Genomic DNA, 18468 nt, shown 5'->3' with positions numbered 1-18468 from the left:
TGCCGCCCGCAAGGGCGGCACGTCTCGTGTCGGGATCAGCGCATCTTCTGCTGCATGTCCTGCAGCAGGGCGATGTGTTCGCGGATCTGCGTGCGGGCCATCTTGGCGATGTTCATGTGCTCGCGGTTCTGCGGGTTGGACTGCAGGTACTGCTCCTGGGCCTGCAGGAGGTTCTGGTGGACCTGGATCTGGCCCTGCAGGTACTGGCGGTCGAATTCCGCGCCGGTCTCGATGTCCTGCAGCTTCTGTATCATCCCGCGGCTCTGGGCATCCATCTGCATGGCGCCCGAGCCGGCATTGCCGCTCGCCTGTCCCGAGGAGGCTCCGGTGGCGGCGGTGGCCGCCGGCTCCATCATGGAGCGGAGAACCTCGGAGAGCGTCGTCTGTTCCTGCACCTCGAACTGCGCGAACTGCTTGAGCTCGGCATTCTGCGCCTTCTGCTGCGCGATGCGGCTCGTCTCCAGGGCCGTCATGCCGAGCTGCATGGTCTGCTGCATGTGCTGCATGTCGGCCTGGCTCATCTGGCCATTGGCCTGGCTCATGCGTGCGCCAGCGGCGGAGCCGGACGCGGCGCCCGGCTGCATGGTGGTCTGATTGCCGCCCGACTGGGCAAGCGCGGGGGCTGCGGCGAGCATGGCGATGCTGGCCAGAAGAATACGGCGATCCATGGGGGTCTCCTTGTCCCTGAAAGAGCGGCCTCCGCGCCTCCGTCGCGCGAGAGCGACAGGCGCCTGGAAGCCGCTGGGACCGAACGCCCCGGCAATGCCTTTGTTTCAGCTTGGGCGTGAAGGATCGTCTTCCCGAAGCCGTGAAGGGACGGACCGGAACAAGCGCGACAACGGAGCCGTTGCAGTGCGTCGGGCGGCGGGTACTCTGGACCCATGCCCGATTCGTCCGCCGCCCTGAAATCCCCGATCGCCCTTCCGTCAGACGGGCGCCAGTCGCCGGTCGCCGCCGGCGTCCAGCGCGGCGTGCGCCGTCTCTTCGCGCAGCTGGGGCACTCGACCATTCCCGAATTCACCCTGGCCAACGGCAGGCGGGCGGACGTCATCGCGCTCGCGCCGAACGGCACGCTCACCATCGTGGAGATCAAGTCGAGCGTCGCCGATTTCCGGGCCGACAGGAAATGGCCGGATTACGAGGATTTCTGCGACCGGTTCTATTTCGCCGTGCCCGAGACGGTGCCGTTCGACATCCTGCCGGAGGATCGCGGGCTCATCCTGGCCGACAGCTTCGGGGCGGCGATCATGCGCGAGGCGCCCCACCATCCGCTCGCGGGCGCCCGCCGCAAGGCGGTGACCCTGCGCTTCGCCCACGCGGCGGCCTCCCTGCTGCACGCCCTGGCCGATCCGGACGGGATTCCGGACGGGCGCCTGTAGGGCCGCGGGGCTTACCGCGGGGCGCGCTTGGCCAGGATCCGCTGCAGGGTCCGGCGGTGCATGTTGAGACGGCGCGCCGTCTCGGAGACGTTGCGGCCGCACAATTCATAGACCCGCTGGATGTGCTCCCACCGCACCCGGTCCGCCGACATGGGGTTTTCCGGCGGCAGCGCCCGCTCGTTGGGCTGCGCCATGAGCGCCGCGTGGATCTCGTCCGCGTCGGCGGGCTTGGCCAGGTAGTCGAAGGCCCCCATCTTCACCGCCGTGACGGCGGTCGCGATATTGCCGTAGCCCGTGAGAATGACGCCGCGGGCGTCCGGGCGGCGGTTTTTCAGGCGCTCGATGACATCGAGTCCGTTGCCGTCCCCGAGCCGCATGTCGATCACGGCAAAGGCCGGCGCTTCGCTCTCGATCGCCGCCAGTCCATCGGCCACGCTCTCGGCGACCCGGACCTGATAGCCACGCGTTTCCATGGCGCGGGCGAGACGTGTCGAAAAAGGACGGTCGTCGTCCACGATCAAGAGGCTCTTGTCGGCCCGATCTTCAAACGCCATAGGCGCATCGGCCATCAGAACATCTCCTTGCATTCTGGGAAGAACTCCTATGAAGCCGGGCCTATTCGACCCTGCTCTTCATATGGGAATTCTGCCCTTCATCTTTGAGAGTTCCCGGGGGATCTCCCTGCGGCATTATTGCCGCACCTCGGTCAAACGCATGACGGGGCCAAACGATCCGAGCGATGGCCCCGGTGGCGGGCGGAGCGGCGTTGGTGAGGGTCAGCTGGGCTCCCGACCGTTCGATCAGGGTCTTGGCGATGAAGAGCCCCAGGCCCAGTCCCGATCCGCCGTCCTCCTCCTCCGTTTCCAAGCGTTTCACGGCGCTGCGCGTCGTCACGTAGGGCTCTCCGACCCTGAGCAGGATATCGGGCGCGTAACCGGGGCCGTCATCGCGGATCTCGATGAAAACCTCGTGAGCGGACCAGCAGGCCTCCACGGTCACCCGGCTCTCGGCGAAGTCCGCCGCGTTGTCGAGGATGTTGGACAGGCCGTAGATCACGCCGGGATTCTTGTGGCCCATGGGCTCGGGCCCGTCGCCCTTGGCGATCACGTCGATGTCGAGGCCCAGCGCCCGCTGCGGCGCGACGATCTCCTCCACCAGATGGCTCAGGGACACCGTCTCCAGGAAGCCGCCCTGGTCCTGGCCCATGGAGGTGAGCTTGGTCAGGATGGTCCGGCAGCGCTCGACCTGCTCGCGCAGGAGCTTCAGGTCGTCCGCCACGGGCCCGTCCTTCGGCAGGGCGTGGTTGAGCTCCTTGGCCACCAGGGCGATGGTGGCGAGCGGGGTTCCGAGCTCGTGCGCCGCCGCCGCGGCCAGACCGTCGAGCTGGGACAGGTGCTGCTCGCGGGCGAGCACCAGCTCGGTGGCGGCCAGCGCCTGCGCGAGCTGGCGGGCCTCCTCCGCCACGCGCCAGGCATAGATTCCCGTGAAGGCCGTGCCGAGCAGGATCGCGGTCCAGATCCCGGACACGTAGAGGAAGGGCAGCGTGAAGCTCTGGCCCGGGTACCAGGGCAGGGGGCGGTGCGCCAGCACCAGCACGGTGGCGGAGCCGACCGCCAGCAGCCCGAGCCCCAGGGTCCGCTCGGGCTTGAGCGCGGTGGCCGAGATCAGCACGGGCGCGAGGAAGAGCATCGCGAACGGGTTCTCGAGCCCTCCGGTCAGGTAGAGCAGCGCGGCGAGCTGGAGAATGTCGAAGGCGAGCAGGAACGTGGCGGCGTTGTCGCTGAGCCGGTGGCTCGCCGGATACTGGATCCGCAGGAGCAGGTTGACCCAGACCGAGGCCGCGATGACCAGGAAGCAGAGGCCGAAGGGCAGGGGAAAGCCGAGCCCGAACCGGACGGCGGTCACCGCCGCCGCCTGGCCCGCGATCGCCAGCCATCGCAGCCGGACCAGGGTATCGAGGCGCAGTTGCCGGGCATCCCGGGTGAGATTCGTCGGCTTGATATCAACCATCAGCAGACAGGATAGGGTCTTCGCGGCGTTCGCCAAGCGAGGCCGGCGGAAGGATTTACTCCTTTTCGCGCCGGAAACCCTGTTTCATCTAGGCCTAAAGGATGAGGAGCCGGCTTTGACGTCCTGGCAGCATTGCAATCGGGTGCAGGAACTTTCATCTTAACGCTCTGGTTGGAGGATAAGCTCACACTCGCCGTTGCGGGGGAAAATCGAGCACCCGACCGTTTTGGGGATTTGTATGAACTTTTCATATTATTGGTATGAGACGGCCCATTGGTTGCTCGGGCCGGCCCGCGTTGCCTCCAGTGCCACGAAGTCCTTGTTCGAGATTCCCGGCAATCCGCTGGCCGATACGCCCTACGGGCGCACAGTGACGGCGACCTGCGAGTTGTTCGAGCGCACGACCCGCCGTTACGGCAAGCCCGAATTCGGCCTCGCCACCACCGTCGTCGACGGCGAGGAAGTGGCGGTCCGGGAGCGCATCGTCTGGGAGCGCCCCTTCTGCGACGTGATCGCCTTCGAGCGCGATTCCGCCGTCGCCGAGACCCAGCCCAAGCTGCTCATCGTGGCGCCCATGTCCGGGCACTACGCCACCCTCCTGCGCGGCACGGTCGAGACCTTCCTGCCCACCCACCAGGTCATGATCACCGACTGGGCCGACGCCCGGATGGTCCCGATGATCGAGGGCAGCTTCGACCTGGACGACTACATCGACTACCTGAAGGGCATGTTCCGGGCCTTCGGGCCGGACCTCCACGTGATGGCCGTGTGCCAGCCGGCGGTCCCCGTGATCGCCGCCATCGCCCGCATGGAGGCCGAGAACGACCCCGCCACCCCCCGGTCCATGATCCTCATGGGCGGGCCCATCGACACCCGCCGCTCGCCCACCGCCGTGAACCAGCTGGCGGAGGAGCGCGGGATCGAGTGGTTCCGGCGCCACTGCATCACCAAGGTGCCGCCGGGCAATCCGGGTTTCTGGCGCGACGTCTATCCCGGCTTCCTGCAGCTGTCCGGCTTCATGGCCATGAACCTCGACCGGCACCTCACCGCCCATTGGGAGATGTTCAACCACCTGGTCGAGGGCGACGGGGATTCGGCCGAGAAGCACCGGGACTTCTACGACGAGTACCTGGCCGTCATGGACCTGACCGCCGAGTTCTACCTTCAGACCGTCGACAAGGTCTTCGTCCGGCACGAGCTGCCCAAGGGCGAGATGATGCATCGGGGCGAGCCGGTGGACCTCATGGCGATCCGGCGCTGCGCCATCATGGCCATCGAGGGCGAGCGGGACGACATCTCCGGCGTCGGCCAGACCTTGGCAGCCCTGGAGCTGACGCCTAATCTGTCCCCCGACAAGAAGCTCTACCACCTGCAGAAGAGTGTCGGGCATTATGGCGTCTTCAACGGTTCTCGTTTCCGGGCTGAAATCGCTCCTCGAATCGTTGAATTCATTCAGAATCACGAACAGGTCGCCGAGCGAGAACCAGCCCGGCGGAGGGCGTCAAGAGCCTAAGCCTGTTCCGGATAGGTTCTCGGCAGCGGCAAACGGCTGCGCTGACAAGAACGACCCGGCGGGGCAGATTGCGGACATGAGATTCGCCCTGTTCCGCCGCGTCCCTGCGGACCCTCCCTATCTCAAGGTTTCCCACGAAGGCCAGGCCTTCCAGGTGGCTCTGAAACGCCGTCCGACCGCCAAGCGGATCACCCTGCGCGTCTCCAACGCGACCGGGGAAGTGGTGCTGACGATCCCCGAGCGGACCGATGTGGGGCTGGCCCAGAAATTCGCCGACAGCCACGGCGCCTGGATCGCCACGCGTTTGGCCAAGGTGCCCAAGCGCGTCCTGTTCCAGCCGGGCTCCCTCGTGCCCTTGCGCGGCGTGCCCCACCGGGTCGTTCATTGGTCGAACATTAGGGGAACAACGCAGGCCGCCCGGGATGCCGAGGGCGAGCCGATCATCGCCGTCACCGGCGACATCGCCCACGTGACCCGCCGGGTGCAGGACTTCCTGGAGGCCGAGGCCAAGCGCGACTTCGCGGCCGCCGTGAAGCGCCATACGGCGGCGCTGGGCGTCGCCGCCAAGCGGATCACCGTGCGCGACACCAAGAGCCGCTGGGGCTCCTGCTCGGCCACGGGGGCGCTCAGCTTCTCCTGGCGCCTGATCATGGCCCCGCCCTTCGTGCTCGATTACCTCGCCGCCCACGAGGTGGCGCATCTGCGCGAGCTCAACCACTCGCACCGGTTCTGGAAGCTCACGCACCAGCTCTGCCCGCGTACGGACGAGGCCGAACGCTGGCTCAAGACCCACGGCAGCGCCCTGCACCGCTTCGGGTGAGGGCGGGTCCGTCCCGCCGCTCCGGCGGCCCCTGCGGAACAAAGCATTTTCCATTGGAAACATTGGGTATTTTTTAACTGCCGCCCGCGGATATGCCCTTAGGGAAAGACTCCTGGCTGCGCCCCGATCCGGAAAGAGGGCGCCGGCCGGGCTGCAAGGGGCAGATTCCACATGACACTGAAGAACTTTTCGATCCCGCAGAAGGTGATCGCGGTCGTCTCGCTCATGGGGCTCGTGGCCGCCATGATCGCGGTGGTGGGCTGGCGCGAGACGTCCAGGCTCAAGGAGGCGATGGAGATCGTCGGACTGCGCGAGGAGGCGGCGCGGGAGGCGATGGACCTGCGCGTCGATATCATCGCGATCAGCCGCATGACCTATCAGGTGGCGCAGGATCCCCTGAAGGCCGCCGACTTCACCGCCGAGGCCGACCGCCGCACGAAAGAGATGCTCGGCCGGTTCGGAAAGCTCGAAGCGGTGGCCGATGCGCAGGAAAGAAACCTGCTGGCCCAGATGCGGACGGCCCTCAACGCCTATTTCGAGGTGATCCGCTCCATGATCCGCGTGGCGGCCACGGAGCGGGGCGCCGACCGGGCCGTGATGGTGGCCGAGGTCGACAAGGGCCTGGCCGCGCAGCGCACCGTCACCGACACGGTGAAGGCCTACAGCACCTACACGGCCAAGAAGCTGGCCGACATGCGCCTCGCCGCCGAGGCCGGGGCGAACGATGCGATCAGGCTTCAGATCGGCGTGGCCCTGGCGGGAATCGTCCTGGGCGTGCTGATCAGCCTCCTCATGACCCGGTTCAGCATCGTCGCCCCCCTGCGCAACCTCACGGCGATCATGCGCCGCCTGGCGGACGGCGACGTCTCGGTCGAGCTGCCCTCCGGCAACCGCAGCCGGGACATCGGCCGCATGATCGAGGCCGTCCAGGTCTTCAAGGACCGCATGGCCCGCAACCGGGCGCTGGAGCAGGAGGCCCTCCAGGCCCGCGAGGCCTCCGAGGCCCAGCGCAGGCAGATGATGGCCGAGCTGGCCGCGAGCTTCGACAGCGCCATCGGCGAGATCGTCGACTCGGTCTCCGACGCGGCCGACCGGATGCAGTCCACCGCCGAGCGGCTGACGGCCTCCGCCCAGCAGACCTCGTCGCGCTCCACCGCCGTCGCGGCGGCCGCGGAACAGACCTCCGCCAACGTCCTGGCCATGTCCGGCGCGACGGAGGAGCTGGGCTCGTCGGTCGAAGAGATCAGCCGGCAGGTCGAGCAATCCGCCGTCATGTCCCGCGAGGCCGTCGAGGCCGCGACCATGACCACCGAGATCGTCTCGCAGCTGAGCTCGGCCGCCGACCGGGTCGGCGCCGTCATCGACATGATCTCGGCCATCGCCGGCCAGACCAATCTCCTGGCCCTGAACGCCACCATCGAGGCCGCGCGGGCCGGGGAGGCCGGGCGCGGCTTCGCCGTCGTGGCGACCGAGGTGAAGAGCCTCGCCGACCAGACCGCCAAGGCCACGGCCGACATCTCGAGCCAGATCGCGGCGATCCAGGCCTCGACCTCCCGCGCCGTGGAGGCGATCGGCGGCATCACCCAGCGCATCCAGGCCATGAGCGACGTGTCCGGCACCATCGCGACCGCCGTGGACCAGCAGGGAGCCGCCACCCGGGAGATCGTCGCCTCGGTGAGCCAGGCCTCCGCCGGAACGGGCGAGGTCACGGCCAACATCAACGGGGTCGCCGAGGTCGCCGAGGAAACCGAGCACGCGGCCCGTCAGGTGCTGACATCCTCCTCGGCCCTCGTGTCCCAGGCCAAGCAGCTGCGCGACCAGGTCAGCGGCTTCCTGGCCAATGTGCGCGCCGCCTAAAGGGACGCATAACAGATGACAGGCGGGCCTTTTCGGCTTAGTCCGGCCTGCCTGTCATCGCTGAAACGGTCCCATGCTCAAGCCCGATACGCTGGCCCTCACAATCGTCCTGGCGCTCCTCACGGCGCTCGGGCCGCTCTCGACGGACATGTACCTGCCCTCGCTGCCCGCCATCGCGGCGAGCTTCGGGGCGACCACCGGGCAGGCGCAGCTCACCCTCTCGGCCTTCCTGTTCGGCTTCGCGGCGGGCCAGTTCTTCTACGGGCCGATCTCGGACCGGATCGGGCGCAGGCCCGTCCTGCTCTTCGGCCTCGGGCTGTTCACCCTGGCGAGCCTCGTCTGCGCCCTCGCGTCCTCCATCGAGATGCTGGTCGGAGCCCGCTTCCTCCAGGCGCTGGGAGCCTCCGGGCCCATCGTGCTCGGCCGCGCCATCGTGCGCGACTTCTACGAGGGGCCCCGCGCCGGGCGGGAGCTGTCGCGCATGGGCACCATCATGGGCGTGGTGCCCGCCATCGCGCCGGTCTTCGGTGGATTGATCGCGCAATTTTCGGGCTGGCGCATGACCTTCGCGGTCATGATCCTGTGCGGCGCGGCCCTCGCCGCCACCGTGGTCCTGCGCCTGCCCGAGAGCATCCGGACGAAGTCGGACGCGCCGATCTCGTTCGGCTCGATCCTGCGCGGCTTCGGGGTGCTGCTCAAGCATCCCGCCTACCGGGTCTATGTGATGCTCTCCATGCTGACCTATGGCGGGCTTTTCGCCTTCATCTCGGGCTCGTCCTTCGTGCTCCAGGGCATCTACGGCCTGGACGAGCTCGCCTTCGCCTTCTCCTTCGCCTTCATGGTGGTCGGCTTCATCGCCGGGACCTCTCTCGCCCAGCGCCTCGTGGGGCTCTACGGCCTCGACGGCACGATCCGGTTCGGGGTGTCGAGCCTGGCCGCGGGCGGCGTCGCCATGCTCGTCCTGGTGGCGTCCAGCGTCGCCTCGTCCCTGGCCATCACCATGCCGATGGCGGTCTATGCGCTCGGCGTCGGCCTCACCATGCCGCAATCCATGGCCTCGGCCCTGATGCCGTTTCCCACCCGCGCCGGGGCCGCCTCGTCGCTGCTGGGCATCTGCCAGATGACCTTCGCGGCAATCCTCGGGGTCGTGCTGGGCCAGAATCTCGGGGCCTCGGCGCTGCCGCTCCCGGCCACCATCGCCACCACGGGCGTGCTGGCGCTGGCCGTGTTTCTCTCCACCGCGAGGGCGCGGGCCTCGAAGGTCTAGAACCTCAAAGGCCGAACAGGCGCTCCAGGAAGTTCTTCTCGCCCCGGCGCTGGGGCGGCGGCGCCGGCTGGATCCAGCTGTTGTCGCCGGACTGGGCGTTGGCGTAGCGCGGATCGGTCCGCGCATCCGCCACCGGCACGTCCGACGGCATCGGCGTCCGGAAGTATTCCTGACCCGGCAGGGGCACGGGCTGCTTGTCCTTGAGGGCGATCTGCATGAACTCGTGCCAGACCTCCGTCGGCAGGCCGCCGCCGGTCACGCGCTTGGTGAGCGCGCCGTCGTCGTTGCCGAGCCAGACGCCCGCCACCAGGTTGCCGCTGAAGCCCACGAACCAGGCGTCCTTGTAGTCGTCGGTGGTGCCGGTCTTGCCGGCGAGGGTCCAGCCGGGGATCTGCGCCTTCCTCGCCGTGCCGACCACGAAGGTGTTGTGCATCATGTCGTTCATCATGGCGACCGCGGCCGGGTCGATGACGCGCCCGAGGCCGCCGCCCGCCGGGCGCTTGTAGATCAGCTTGCCGTCGGCGGTCTTCACCTGGGTGATGACGTAGGGGATCACGCCGGTGCCGCCGTTGGCGAAGGCCGCATAGGCCGAGACGAGCTCCAGCGGCGTCACCTCGGAGGTGCCGAGCGCCAGCGAGCCGTTGGCCTGCAGGGGCGAGGAGATGCCGAGCCGCTGCGCCGTCTGCGCCACGGCCTTCGGACCGACCTCCATGTTGAGCTTGACCGCCGTGGTGTTGAGCGACAGCGCCAGCGCATCGCGCATGGCGATGGGCCCGCGATACTTGCGGTCGTAGTTCTGGGGCGCCCAGCCCCTGAAATTGACCGGGGCGTCCTCGAGCACCACGTCCGGTGTGTAGCCCCGCTCGATGGCTGTCAGATAGACGAAGGGCTTGAAGGACGAGCCCGGCTGGCGGCGGGCCGCCGTCGCCCGGTTGAACTGGCTCGATTCGTAGTTCCGGCCGCCCACGAGGGCCCTCAGGGCCCCGTCCGGCTGCAGGGCCACGATGGCGCCCTGGCTGACGTTGAGTTTCTGGCCCTTGGCGTTGAGCTCGTCCACGAGAACCCGCTCGGCCGCGGCCTGGAGGGAGGGGTCGATGGTGGTCGAGACCACGATGTCGGACTCGATGGTGCCGACGAAATCGTCGAGCACGTCCATCACGTAGTCGGCGGCGTAGTTGACCGATCCGGCGCCGTTCGGGCGCACGGGCTCCGCGGGCGCGCCGAGGGCGGTCTTGGTCATGCCGGGCGTGATGAAGCCGAGCTCGTTCATGGCGGCGATCACGCGCTCGGCCCGCGCCTGCGCGGCTTCCGGATTGCGGTTGGGCGCCAGCCGCGACGGGGCCTGGACGAGGCCCGCCAGCACGGCGGCTTCCGCAAGCGACACGTTGCGCGCCGACTTGCCGTAATAGCGCTGGGCGGCGGCCTCGACCCCGTAGGCGCCGGCGCCGAAATAGACCCGGTTCAGGTAGAGTTCGAGGATCTGGTCCTTGGTGTAGTTGCGCTCCAGCCAGAGGGCCAGGATCGCCTCCTGGATCTTGCGCGAGGCGGTGCGCTCCTGGGTCAGGAACAGGTTCTTGGCGAGCTGCTGGGTCAGGGTCGAGCCGCCCTGGGAGACGCCGCCGCGGTTGATGTTGCGGTAGAGCGCGCGGGCGATGCCCATCGGGTCGATGCCGAAATGGTCGTAGAAGCGCCGGTCCTCGATGGCCACGAAGGCCTTGGGCAGATAGGGCGGAAGCTCCTTGAGCGAGACCGTGCGCCCGCCCGTCTCGCCGCGATTCGCCAGGAGCGACCCGTCGCTCGCCATGATGGCGATGTTGGGCGGACGCTTCGGCACGGTGAGCTGGTCGATGGGCGGAAGCTGCGCGGCGTAATAGGCGACGACGCCGCCCACCGCGATCACGCCCCAGAGGCTCAGGACCACGCCGGCATAGAACAGCCGGCCGAGAAGGGAGCGGCCGCCGCGCTTGCGCTTGGGCGGCTTCGAGCGCGGGCCGCCCCGGCCGGTCTTACCCGATCCGCCGCCGCGAGACGTGCGCTGTCGTGCCATGGTGCCCCCTGCCCGGTCCTCAGGCGAGAGGCGAAAATCCAGCTCCCCCGCGCTGGCGGCGGGCGTATCGAAAACCGGCTCCCGCCGGTCACGTCCGTTCGCCAAATCCAAACCCCATGTTCGTGCGACCGGCATGTTCCGGCCTTAACATGTTCTGGAGCACTCTAATTGTGGCGGGTTTAAGGGGTGGTTAAGCCTTTGGGCAGCGGGAACCGCCGGAATCCACCCGGCGTTCGCAGTCTTATGGACCCCTATATCGTCGTTCTCGCAGGATTCGGCGCGGTCGTGCTCCTCACGGCCTGGCTGCCCATGCTGCTGAAGGAGCTTCCCCTTTCCCTGCCGATCTTCTGCGTCGCCCTCGGCGCGGTCATCTTCTCGATCCCGGGCGTTCCCGGCGTGGCCCCCCATCCCAGGGATCATCCCGAGCTCACGGAGCGCCTCACGGAGTTCGTGGTGATCATCGCCCTCATGGGCGCGGGGCTGAAGCTCGACCGGGCGCTGGCCTGGGCCACCTGCGCCCTGACCTGGCGGCTCCTCGGGATCGCCATGCCGCTCACCATCGCGGTCCTGGCGGCCCTGGCCTATCTCCTGCTCGGCCTCGGGGCCGCGACGGCGATCCTGCTCGCGGCCTCCCTGGCTCCCACCGATCCGGTGCTCGCCAGCGACGTCCAGGTCGGCCCCCCGGGCGAGGGCCTGGAGGACGAGGTGCGCTTCACCCTGACCTCGGAGGCGGGCCTCAACGACGGGCTGGCCTTTCCCTTCGTCAACCTCGCCGTCGCCTTGGCGCTGGCCGGCCAGACCGGCGAGCCCTGGCTCGTGGACTGGCTGTCGGTGGACGTGGTCTGGAAGCTTGCCGCAGGCGTCGCGGTCGGCTGGATCGTGGGCCGCATCCTCGGCTGGCTGACCTTCCGGCTGCCGAACCGGGCCAGCCTCTCCCGCACGGGCGACGGCTTCGTGGCGCTGGGCATCACCTGCCTGGCCTACGGCATCACAGAAATGGCGCACGGCTACGGCTTCCTCGCCGTGTTCGTGGCGGCGCTCGGCCTGCGCTCCGTGGAGCGGAGCCACGAATATCACGAGAAACTGCACGATTTCGTCGAGCAGCTGGAGCGCCTGCTCATGATGGTGCTCCTCGTCATCTTCGGCGGGGCCATCGCCGATGGGGGGCTGCTGGACGCGCTGACCCTGGAGGCGGTGGTCTTCGCGCTCGCCGCCATCTTCCTGGTGCGCCCGATCATCGGCTGGATCAGCCTGCTCGGTCGCGACCAGCGCTCCGACGAGAAGGCGGTCATCAGCTTCTTCGGCATCCGGGGTCTCGGCTCGGCCTATTACCTGGCCTACGGGCTCAACCATGCCGAGTTCGAGCAGCCCGACCTCATCTGGGCTACGGCGGGTCTGATCGTCCTGATCTCGATCCTCCTGCACGGGACCACGGTGACGCCGGTGATGCGCCGCCTCGACAGGGAGCGTCAGGCCAGGGGTGAGCCCGCCGAGGCGTGGTGCCCGCCCGGTGACGGGACCGCCGAGGCGCCCGCTCCGACCCGCGAGAACGCGTGATCCCTCACTCCGCCGCGAGCGGCAGCTCGCCCGTATCCGGGTCCGCCTGCGCCAGGTCGCGGATGCGGCGCAGATCGGCCAGGAACGCTTCGTAGGCCGTCCGCTTGGTCTCCTCGTCGGGCAGGCGCAGCAGATAGGACGGATGCACCGTCACGTATCCCTGCCAGTCGCCGAATTTTGCCCGCCCGCGCGAGCGCGTGATCGGGATCGCCTTCCCGGCGAGGGCCAGGACGGCGGTCGCGCCCAGGGCCACCACGAGCTTGGGGCGCACCAGCTCCAGCTCCTTCATGAGCCAGGGGCGGTAGTGCTTCACCTCGCCGGCGGTGGGCTTGGAATGGATGCGGCGGTGGCCGCGCTGCTCGAATTTGAAGTGCTTCACCGCATTGGTGAGATAGGCCTGGCTGCGGTCGATCCCGACCTCGCCCATGGCCCTGGTCAGCAGCTTGCCGGCGGGCCCCACGAAGGGCCGTCCCTGCAGATCCTCCTGATCGCCCGGCTGCTCGCCCACGAACATCACGTCGGCATGGACCGGTCCCTCGCCGAACACCGCCTGCGTGGCGCCCGGCACCAGGGGGCCGGCCGCGGCGATGATGGCGTTGAGTTCTTCGAGCGTCTTCGGTTCCTGATCCCACATGGCCTCGATGGCGCGCTCCGGGGTGCGTTTCGCCGGCATGGTCGCCTCCTGTTCGATCATCCGTTCAACGCGCTGGGAGGCGGTTTGGATCAGGCCCGGAATGGCGGCGGTCTCCGGCATGTTGTGCCAGTACTTCTTCGGCATCTCCGAGCGCATGGCCACCGGGTTCACGCGGGCCGGGTTGAACACGCTCTCGTAATAGCCGCGCCAGCCCTCCTCGAACGCGTCCTCCGCCGGCGCATCCTCGCGCCGGGCCGGGGGGCCGTAGGTCAGGGCCGCGCGGTCCCACTGCGCGGAGCCGACGGGCGTGAGGATCGTCCAGTGGAGGGAGCGGAAGCGGTCGACGAAGAACGGGGCGGCCGCCTCCAGGATGAAATGCTCCGGCTCGAACCAGGCGGCGAAGCGTTCCGGGAGAGCGCCGCCGACGCGCCGGAAGCGCAGGAAGGCGTGCATCTTGTGCAGGTCGCGCCGCACGGCGCGCGCCATCAGCTCGAGCCGGTGGACGAGGGGATCGGTGGCGATGTCCATGAGCTCGCGCTCCCCGTTCAGCACGCGCCAGACGAGCTGGTAGAGCAGGGCGTAGCGCTCCGGGTCGCGGTGGCAGACCACCCGGCCGATCGTCTCGGTCAGGCTGCGGGGCAGGGACACCGGCGGCGCATCGCCGTGGGTCTCGCCGCCGAACAGGTCGGGCGCCTCATCGACGGTCCAGACCACGTGCTGGGGGGCCAGCTCCTCGTAGACCAGCCGGCGCACGGCCCGGCGGAAGCCGTCGAGATCCGCGCCGTCGCGAAGGGTGATGCGGTGAAGGGTCATGTGAACAGGCTCAGCTGTTCGGGCTTCTCGATCAGCCGCTCGCGCAGGTCGAGGCGGTCGAGGCGCCCTTGCGGGTGATGGTCGGCGGCGATGAGGAAGGGCCGCGCCCGCTTCAGGCCGGAGGTGAGGCAGGCCACGTCCTCCAGGCGAAGCCGCGTGTGCTTCCTCGCCACAACGATCTTGTCGACGGCGCGGGTGCCGAGTCCCGGCACGCGCAGCAGCATCTCGCGCTCGGCGGCGTTCACGTCCACGGGGAAGAGGTGGCGGTTCTTGAGCGCCCAGGCGAGCTTCGGGTCGACCTCGAGATCGAGCATTCCCTTGTCGCCGCCGGATGCGATCTCGTCCACGTCGAAGCCGTAATGGCGCAGCAGCCAGTCGGCCTGGTAGAGCCGGTTCTCGCGCATGAGCGGCGGGGGCTTGAGGGGAAGCACGGCGCTCGAATCCGGGATCGGGCTGAAGGCGGAATAATAGACCCGCGTCAGGTCGTAATGGCCGTAGAGCTTGGCCGATGTGCGCAGCACGTCCGCATCGGTGGCGTCGTCGGCGCCGACGATCATCTGCGTCGACTGCCCGGCGGGCGAGAACGTCCGGCGCTCCTCGCGCGCCTCCTCGATGCGCTCGTGCATCTGGGCCATGGCGTTCTCGATGGAGGCGCCGTCCTTTTCCGGCGCCAGCCGCTCCAGGCTCTTTTCCGTCGGCAGTTCGAGATTGATCGAGAGCCGGTCGGCCCACAACCCCGCCTCCTCGATCAGCCAGGGGCTCGCCTCGGGGATCGTCTTCAGGTGGATGTAGCCGCGAAAGCCGTGGTCGCGGCGCAGCTTCTTCGCCACGAGCAGCATCTGCTCCATGGTGTGGTCGGGCGAGCGGATGATGCCCGAGGAGAGGAAAAGGCCCTCGATGTAGTTGCGCTTGTAGAACTCGACGGTGAGCGTCACCACCTCGTCGACCGAGAACCTGGCCCGCTTCACGTTGGAGGAGCGCCGGTTCACGCAATAGGCGCAGTCGAACAGGCAGTAATTCGTCAGCAGGATCTTGAGCAGGGAGACGCAGCGCCCGTCCGGCGTGTAGGCATGGCAGATGCCTGCGCCCGTGGTCGAGCCCAGGCCGTCGGCATCCGCCTTGCGTTTCGGCGCGCCCGAGGAGGCGCAGGAGGCGTCGTATTTGGCCGCGTCCGCCAGGATGCGCAGCTTCTTGGCAAGCTTCTCGTCCATGGATCCTTCGCAGGAATGTTCGCTTTTTGTTCTAGCACGAACGGTGATTCGGCGCGAGTTTCCCGGGCGGGGCGGGAGGTCGCACGGGATTCCGGACCCATGCCCGGGCGGGCAGGAAAGCCGGGAGCTCCCGCACTTCGACCATTGGACACCCTTGCCCCGGTCCGCCTGGGCGGTAATCTCCTTTCGCCCATAAAGGGTGCGCGAAAGAAAAGCCTGCATGATCCGCCCTGTCCTCGACGGCCTCTATCTCTTCGCCGGCTATCTCGCGGGCGTCTTCCTGATCGTGATCTTCCTTCTGATGATGGGGCTGTCGCTCGGCCGCGAGGTCGGGATCAACATTCCGGCCGGGGACGATTTCGCGGCCTGGTCCATGGCCGCGATGGCGTTCCTGGGGCTGGCGCACACCTTCAAGACCGGCGACCTGATCCGGGTCGGCCTCGTGATCGAGCGCCTGCCGGCCTCCCTGCGTCGCGCGGTCGAGGGGCTGTGCCTGCTGCTGGGCTTCGCCGTCATCGCGTATTTCGCCTGGTACGCGGTGTGGATGACCTATGACAGCTTCCGCTTCAACGACATGTCGCAAGGGGTGGTCGCGGTCCCGCTCTGGATTCCCCAACTCGGCTATTCGCTGGGGCTCGTGATCCTGGGCATCGCCTTCCTGGACGAACTCGCCCGCGTGGCGACGGGACATGCGCCCCGTTACGAGCGCCCGCCGCCCGCCACCCCCGAGGAGGTGGTGGACCGGGCGGCCGAGAGCGGGCTCTGACCGATGCTTGCCGATCTCAGCCTCGTCACCACCGCCGCCATCCTCTTCGGCCTCCTGGCCGCGCTCCTGGCCTTCGGGGTCTGGATCGGCATCGCGCTCCTCGTCGTCGGCTTCGCGGCCATGACGGCGACCAGCGTGCCCATCGGCCCGGTCCTGGCGACCACGGTCTGGTCGAGCTCCGCCTCCTGGACGCTTGCCGCGCTGCCGCTCTTCATCTGGATGGGCGAGATCCTGTTCCGGACGCGCCTGTCCGAGCAGATGTTCCAGGGGCTCGCGCCCTGGCTCAACTGGCTGCCGGGGCGGCTGCTCCATGTGAACGTGGTCGGCTGCGGCGTCTTCGCGGCGGTCTCGGGCTCGTCGGCCGCCACCTGCGCCACCATCGGCAAGATCGCCCTGCCGGAGCTGAAGCGGCGCGGCTACGACGACATGATGGCGCTAGGCAGCCTGGCCGGCTCGGGCACGCTGGGCCTGCTCATCCCGCCCTCGATCCCGATGGTGGTCTATGCGATCGCGGCCAACGTCTCGGTCATCCAGGTCTTCCTCGCGGGCTTCCTGCCGGGCCTGCTCGTGATGGGGCTCTATTCCGGCTACATCCTCGTCTGGTCGCTCCTGAACCCGGACCGGACGCCCGCCCGCGAGCCGCGCACGTCCTTCCTGTTCAAGCTGCGCAGCTCCGCCCGGCTCCTGCCGGTCTTCCTGCTCATCTGCCTTATCTTCGCCGCCCTCCTGCTCGGCTGGGCGACCGCCACCGAATGCGCCGCCTGGGGCGTGCTCGGCGCCCTTGCGCTCGCCTGGTGGTCCGGCACGCTCACCTGGGAGACCTTCAGGGAAAGCGTGCTCAGCGCGACTCGGCTCACGGTGACGATCATGCTGATCCTGGCGGGCGCGGCCTTCACCACCGCCGCCATGGCGTTCACCGGCATTCCCGCCGCCCTCGCCACCTGGGTCGAGGCGCAGAACCTCTCGCCCTACACGCTGATCGCGGCGCTCGCCGTCATGTACGTGATCCTGGGCTGCCTCATCGACGGCATCTCCATGATCGTGCTCACCACGGTGGTGGTGCTGCCCATGGTGAAGCAGGCGGGGTTCGACCTCATCTGGTTCGGCGTCTTTCTCATCATCCTGGTGGAGATGGCGCAGATCACGCCGCCGGTGGGTTTCAATCTCTTCGTGCTGCAGAACATGAGCGGGCGCGACAGCTTCAGCGTCGCGAAGGCGGCGGTGCCGTTCTTCTTCCTGCTCGTGGCGGCGCTCGCCATCATCACGATCTTTCCGGACATTGCGCTTTACCTGCCGAGGCTCGCCTTTCCGGAATAGGAGCCGTTCAAGAACAACCAGAGGAGAACCACGATGAGACACTGGACCAGACTATCCCTCGGCCTTGCCGGCGCGCTCATGCTGAGCCTGCCCGCCATGGCGCAGACCAAGTGGAACCTGCCCGCCGCCTATCCGGCCGACAACTTCCACACCGAGAATCTCAGCCTCTTCGCCAAGGACGTGGGCGAGGCCACCGGCGGCAAGCTCCAGATCACGGTCCATCCGAACGCCTCCCTGTTCAAGGCGCCGGAGATCAAGCGCGCGGTCCAGACCGGGCAGGCGCAGATCGGCGAGGTGATCATGTCGCTGCACGAGAACGAGGACCCGATCTACGGCCTCGACGTGGTGCCCTTCGTCGCCACCTCGTTCGACCAGGCCAAGAAGCTGTGGGACGCGCAGCGCCCGGCGGTGGAGAAGAAGCTCGCCGGTCAGGGACTGATGCTGCTCTACGCGACCCCGTGGCCGCCGCAGGGCATCTTCGCCAAGAAGGACATCAACACCGTCGAGGACATGAAGGGCCTCAAGTGGCGCGCCTACAACGTCGGCACCGCCCGCATCGCGGAGCTCGTCGGCGCGCAGCCCGTCACCATCCAGGCGGCGGAGCTGGCGCAGGCGCTCGCCACCGGCGCGGTCAATTCCTTCATGTCGTCGAGCGCCACCGGCTACGACACCAAGGTGTGGGAGTCGCTGAGCCACTTCTACGACACCCAGGCGTGGCTTCCGAAGAACATGGTCTTCGTGAACAAGGCCGCCTTCGACGCCCTCGACAAGCCGGCCCAGGAGGCGATCCTCGCCGCCGCCAAGAAGGCCGAGGAGCGTGGCTGGCAGATGGCTCAGGACAAGACCAAGTGGTACATGGAGCAGCTCGCCGCCAAGGGCATGAAGGTCCAGCCGCCGAGCCCCGAGCTGAAGGCTGGCTTCCAGAAGATCGGCGACCAGCTCACCCAGGACTGGCTCAACAAGGCCGGCTCCGAGGGCCAGGCCATCGTCGACGCCTACAGGAAGTCCGGAAGCTGACGGAAGCGGCGTCCGCCTCTTCCCGCCGGGGAGAGGCGGGGCGCAAGGGGAGGGGTTGGGCCGATCAAAGACCGGTACGAGGGGCGCTGCGCGTGCTCTCCTCCCCCGGATCTCGGACTCGCCGGAAGCGCCAACCTGCTCTCCTCCCCCTTGATACTGCTGGCGAATGGTTGGAGCGATTGAGGCGGGGTCGGCGTTCAGGCTGTAGGGGCTTGGGTTTAGACCTGGAGGGTTCCATGTCGCTCCGCCCGACCGTGAGC

General features: G+C 68.2%; 15 protein-coding genes. 9 read left to right on the top strand and 6 right to left on the bottom strand.

What is annotated here, in order from left to right; genetic code table 11:
- Positions 1 to 35 precede the first annotated feature (35 nt).
- Complete coding sequence (locus ACFOYU_RS24475; protein WP_377035570.1) at positions 36 to 668, bottom strand: DUF4142 domain-containing protein; 633 nt, start codon at positions 666 to 668, stop codon at positions 36 to 38.
- A gap of 213 nt (positions 669 to 881) precedes the next feature.
- On the opposite strand from ACFOYU_RS24475, the gene ACFOYU_RS24470 reads away from it, so the two are divergent.
- Complete coding sequence (locus tag ACFOYU_RS24470) at positions 882 to 1379, top strand: MmcB family DNA repair protein (RefSeq protein ID WP_377035569.1); 498 nt, start codon at positions 882 to 884, stop codon at positions 1377 to 1379.
- 11 nt (positions 1380 to 1390) lie between these two features.
- Here ACFOYU_RS24470 and ACFOYU_RS24465 read toward each other — a convergent pair whose 3' ends face one another.
- Together ACFOYU_RS24465 and ACFOYU_RS24460 are read right to left on the bottom strand one after the other, a co-directional pair.
- Positions 1391 to 1948 carry an ActR/PrrA/RegA family redox response regulator transcription factor gene (locus ACFOYU_RS24465; RefSeq protein ID WP_226738587.1) on the bottom strand — a complete coding sequence of 186 codons (558 nt, stop codon included), beginning with the start codon at positions 1946 to 1948 and terminating at the stop codon, positions 1391 to 1393.
- Between the two features lie 46 nt (positions 1949 to 1994).
- Positions 1995 to 3389, bottom strand: coding sequence for an ActS/PrrB/RegB family redox-sensitive histidine kinase (locus tag ACFOYU_RS24460; protein ID WP_226738589.1), 1395 nt, complete (start codon positions 3387 to 3389; stop codon positions 1995 to 1997).
- A 238-nt stretch (positions 3390 to 3627) separates the two neighbouring features.
- Here ACFOYU_RS24460 and ACFOYU_RS24455 point away from each other — a divergent pair, with 238 nt between their 5' ends.
- The 4 genes from ACFOYU_RS24455 to ACFOYU_RS24440 all read left to right on the top strand — a co-directional run bounded on the left by ACFOYU_RS24455 (position 3628) and on the right by ACFOYU_RS24440 (position 8846).
- A complete protein-coding gene (locus ACFOYU_RS24455) occupies positions 3628 to 4902 on the top strand; it encodes a polyhydroxyalkanoate depolymerase (protein ID WP_226738591.1) in 1275 nt (424 codons plus the stop codon).
- Positions 4903 to 4978: 76 nt separating this feature from the next.
- The gene (locus ACFOYU_RS24450) at positions 4979 to 5722 is read left to right on the top strand and encodes a M48 family metallopeptidase (protein WP_377035568.1); all 744 of its coding nucleotides are present in this window, start codon (positions 4979 to 4981) and stop codon (positions 5720 to 5722) included.
- Between the two features lie 171 nt (positions 5723 to 5893).
- Positions 5894 to 7579, top strand: coding sequence for a methyl-accepting chemotaxis protein (locus ACFOYU_RS24445; protein WP_226738613.1), 1686 nt, complete (start codon positions 5894 to 5896; stop codon positions 7577 to 7579).
- 73 nt (positions 7580 to 7652) lie between these two features.
- On the top strand, positions 7653 to 8846 hold the full coding sequence (locus ACFOYU_RS24440) for a multidrug effflux MFS transporter (protein WP_377035567.1): 1194 nt from the start codon (positions 7653 to 7655) through the stop codon (positions 8844 to 8846).
- Positions 8847 to 8850: 4 nt separating this feature from the next.
- Here ACFOYU_RS24440 and ACFOYU_RS24435 read toward each other — a convergent pair whose 3' ends face one another.
- On the bottom strand, positions 8851 to 10998 hold the full coding sequence (locus tag ACFOYU_RS24435; RefSeq protein ID WP_226738618.1) for a transglycosylase domain-containing protein: 2148 nt from the start codon (positions 10996 to 10998) through the stop codon (positions 8851 to 8853).
- Positions 10999 to 11136: 138 nt separating this feature from the next.
- On the opposite strand from ACFOYU_RS24435, the gene ACFOYU_RS24430 reads away from it, so the two are divergent.
- Positions 11137 to 12450, top strand: coding sequence for a cation:proton antiporter (locus ACFOYU_RS24430; protein ID WP_377035566.1), 1314 nt, complete (start codon positions 11137 to 11139; stop codon positions 12448 to 12450).
- Between the two features lie 4 nt (positions 12451 to 12454).
- Here ACFOYU_RS24430 and ACFOYU_RS24425 read toward each other — a convergent pair whose 3' ends face one another.
- A complete protein-coding gene (locus tag ACFOYU_RS24425) occupies positions 12455 to 13897 on the bottom strand; it encodes a UdgX family uracil-DNA binding protein (protein ID WP_377035565.1) in 1443 nt (480 codons plus the stop codon).
- Positions 13894 to 15108 carry a putative DNA modification/repair radical SAM protein gene (locus ACFOYU_RS24420; RefSeq protein ID WP_377035564.1) on the bottom strand — a complete coding sequence of 405 codons (1215 nt, stop codon included), beginning with the start codon at positions 15106 to 15108 and terminating at the stop codon, positions 13894 to 13896. The genes ACFOYU_RS24425 and ACFOYU_RS24420 overlap by 4 nt, the downstream gene beginning before the upstream one ends.
- A 220-nt stretch (positions 15109 to 15328) precedes the next feature.
- Here ACFOYU_RS24420 and ACFOYU_RS24415 point away from each other — a divergent pair, with 220 nt between their 5' ends.
- The 3 genes from ACFOYU_RS24415 to ACFOYU_RS24405 are packed head-to-tail and all read left to right on the top strand — an operon-like array spanning position 15329 to position 18208.
- Positions 15329 to 15874 carry a TRAP transporter small permease gene (locus ACFOYU_RS24415; protein WP_226738626.1) on the top strand — a complete coding sequence of 182 codons (546 nt, stop codon included), beginning with the start codon at positions 15329 to 15331 and terminating at the stop codon, positions 15872 to 15874.
- Between the two features lie 3 nt (positions 15875 to 15877).
- Positions 15878 to 17191, top strand: coding sequence for a TRAP transporter large permease (locus tag ACFOYU_RS24410; protein ID WP_226738627.1), 1314 nt, complete (start codon positions 15878 to 15880; stop codon positions 17189 to 17191).
- Positions 17192 to 17224: 33 nt separating this feature from the next.
- Positions 17225 to 18208 (top strand): TRAP transporter substrate-binding protein, encoded by a 984-nt coding sequence (locus ACFOYU_RS24405; protein ID WP_226738630.1) that lies wholly within the window; start codon positions 17225 to 17227, stop codon positions 18206 to 18208.
- The last annotated feature ends 260 nt before the right edge of the window (positions 18209 to 18468 follow it).

The sequence above is a fragment of the Microvirga sp. GCM10011540 genome, assembly GCF_042650665.1.
Classification (GTDB): Bacteria; Pseudomonadota; Alphaproteobacteria; order Rhizobiales; family Beijerinckiaceae; genus Microvirga; species Microvirga lenta.
The sequence above is the reverse complement of the archived record's forward strand: the minus strand, read 5'-3'. Positions and strand labels throughout refer to the sequence as shown.

What these genes read in the sequence shown, in the direction of transcription:
- ACFOYU_RS24475 (WP_377035570.1), bottom strand. Translation starts at nt 668, where the DNA reads ATGGATCGCCGTATTCTTCTGGCCAGCATCGCCATGCTCGCCGCAGCC.
- ACFOYU_RS24470 (WP_377035569.1), top strand. Translation starts at nt 882, where the DNA reads ATGCCCGATTCGTCCGCCGCCCTGAAATCCCCGATCGCCCTTCCGTCA.
- ACFOYU_RS24465 (WP_226738587.1), bottom strand. Translation starts at nt 1,948, where the DNA reads ATGGCCGATGCGCCTATGGCGTTTGAAGATCGGGCCGACAAGAGCCTC.
- ACFOYU_RS24460 (WP_226738589.1), bottom strand. Translation starts at nt 3,389, where the DNA reads ATGGTTGATATCAAGCCGACGAATCTCACCCGGGATGCCCGGCAACTG.
- ACFOYU_RS24455 (WP_226738591.1), top strand. Translation starts at nt 3,628, where the DNA reads ATGAACTTTTCATATTATTGGTATGAGACGGCCCATTGGTTGCTCGGG.
- ACFOYU_RS24450 (WP_377035568.1), top strand. Translation starts at nt 4,979, where the DNA reads ATGAGATTCGCCCTGTTCCGCCGCGTCCCTGCGGACCCTCCCTATCTC.
- ACFOYU_RS24445 (WP_226738613.1), top strand. Translation starts at nt 5,894, where the DNA reads ATGACACTGAAGAACTTTTCGATCCCGCAGAAGGTGATCGCGGTCGTC.
- ACFOYU_RS24440 (WP_377035567.1), top strand. Translation starts at nt 7,653, where the DNA reads ATGCTCAAGCCCGATACGCTGGCCCTCACAATCGTCCTGGCGCTCCTC.
- ACFOYU_RS24430 (WP_377035566.1), top strand. Translation starts at nt 11,137, where the DNA reads ATGGACCCCTATATCGTCGTTCTCGCAGGATTCGGCGCGGTCGTGCTC.
- ACFOYU_RS24425 (WP_377035565.1), bottom strand. Translation starts at nt 13,897, where the DNA reads ATGACCCTTCACCGCATCACCCTTCGCGACGGCGCGGATCTCGACGGC.
- ACFOYU_RS24420 (WP_377035564.1), bottom strand. Translation starts at nt 15,108, where the DNA reads ATGGACGAGAAGCTTGCCAAGAAGCTGCGCATCCTGGCGGACGCGGCC.
- ACFOYU_RS24415 (WP_226738626.1), top strand. Translation starts at nt 15,329, where the DNA reads ATGATCCGCCCTGTCCTCGACGGCCTCTATCTCTTCGCCGGCTATCTC.
- ACFOYU_RS24410 (WP_226738627.1), top strand. Translation starts at nt 15,878, where the DNA reads ATGCTTGCCGATCTCAGCCTCGTCACCACCGCCGCCATCCTCTTCGGC.
- ACFOYU_RS24405 (WP_226738630.1), top strand. Translation starts at nt 17,225, where the DNA reads ATGAGACACTGGACCAGACTATCCCTCGGCCTTGCCGGCGCGCTCATG.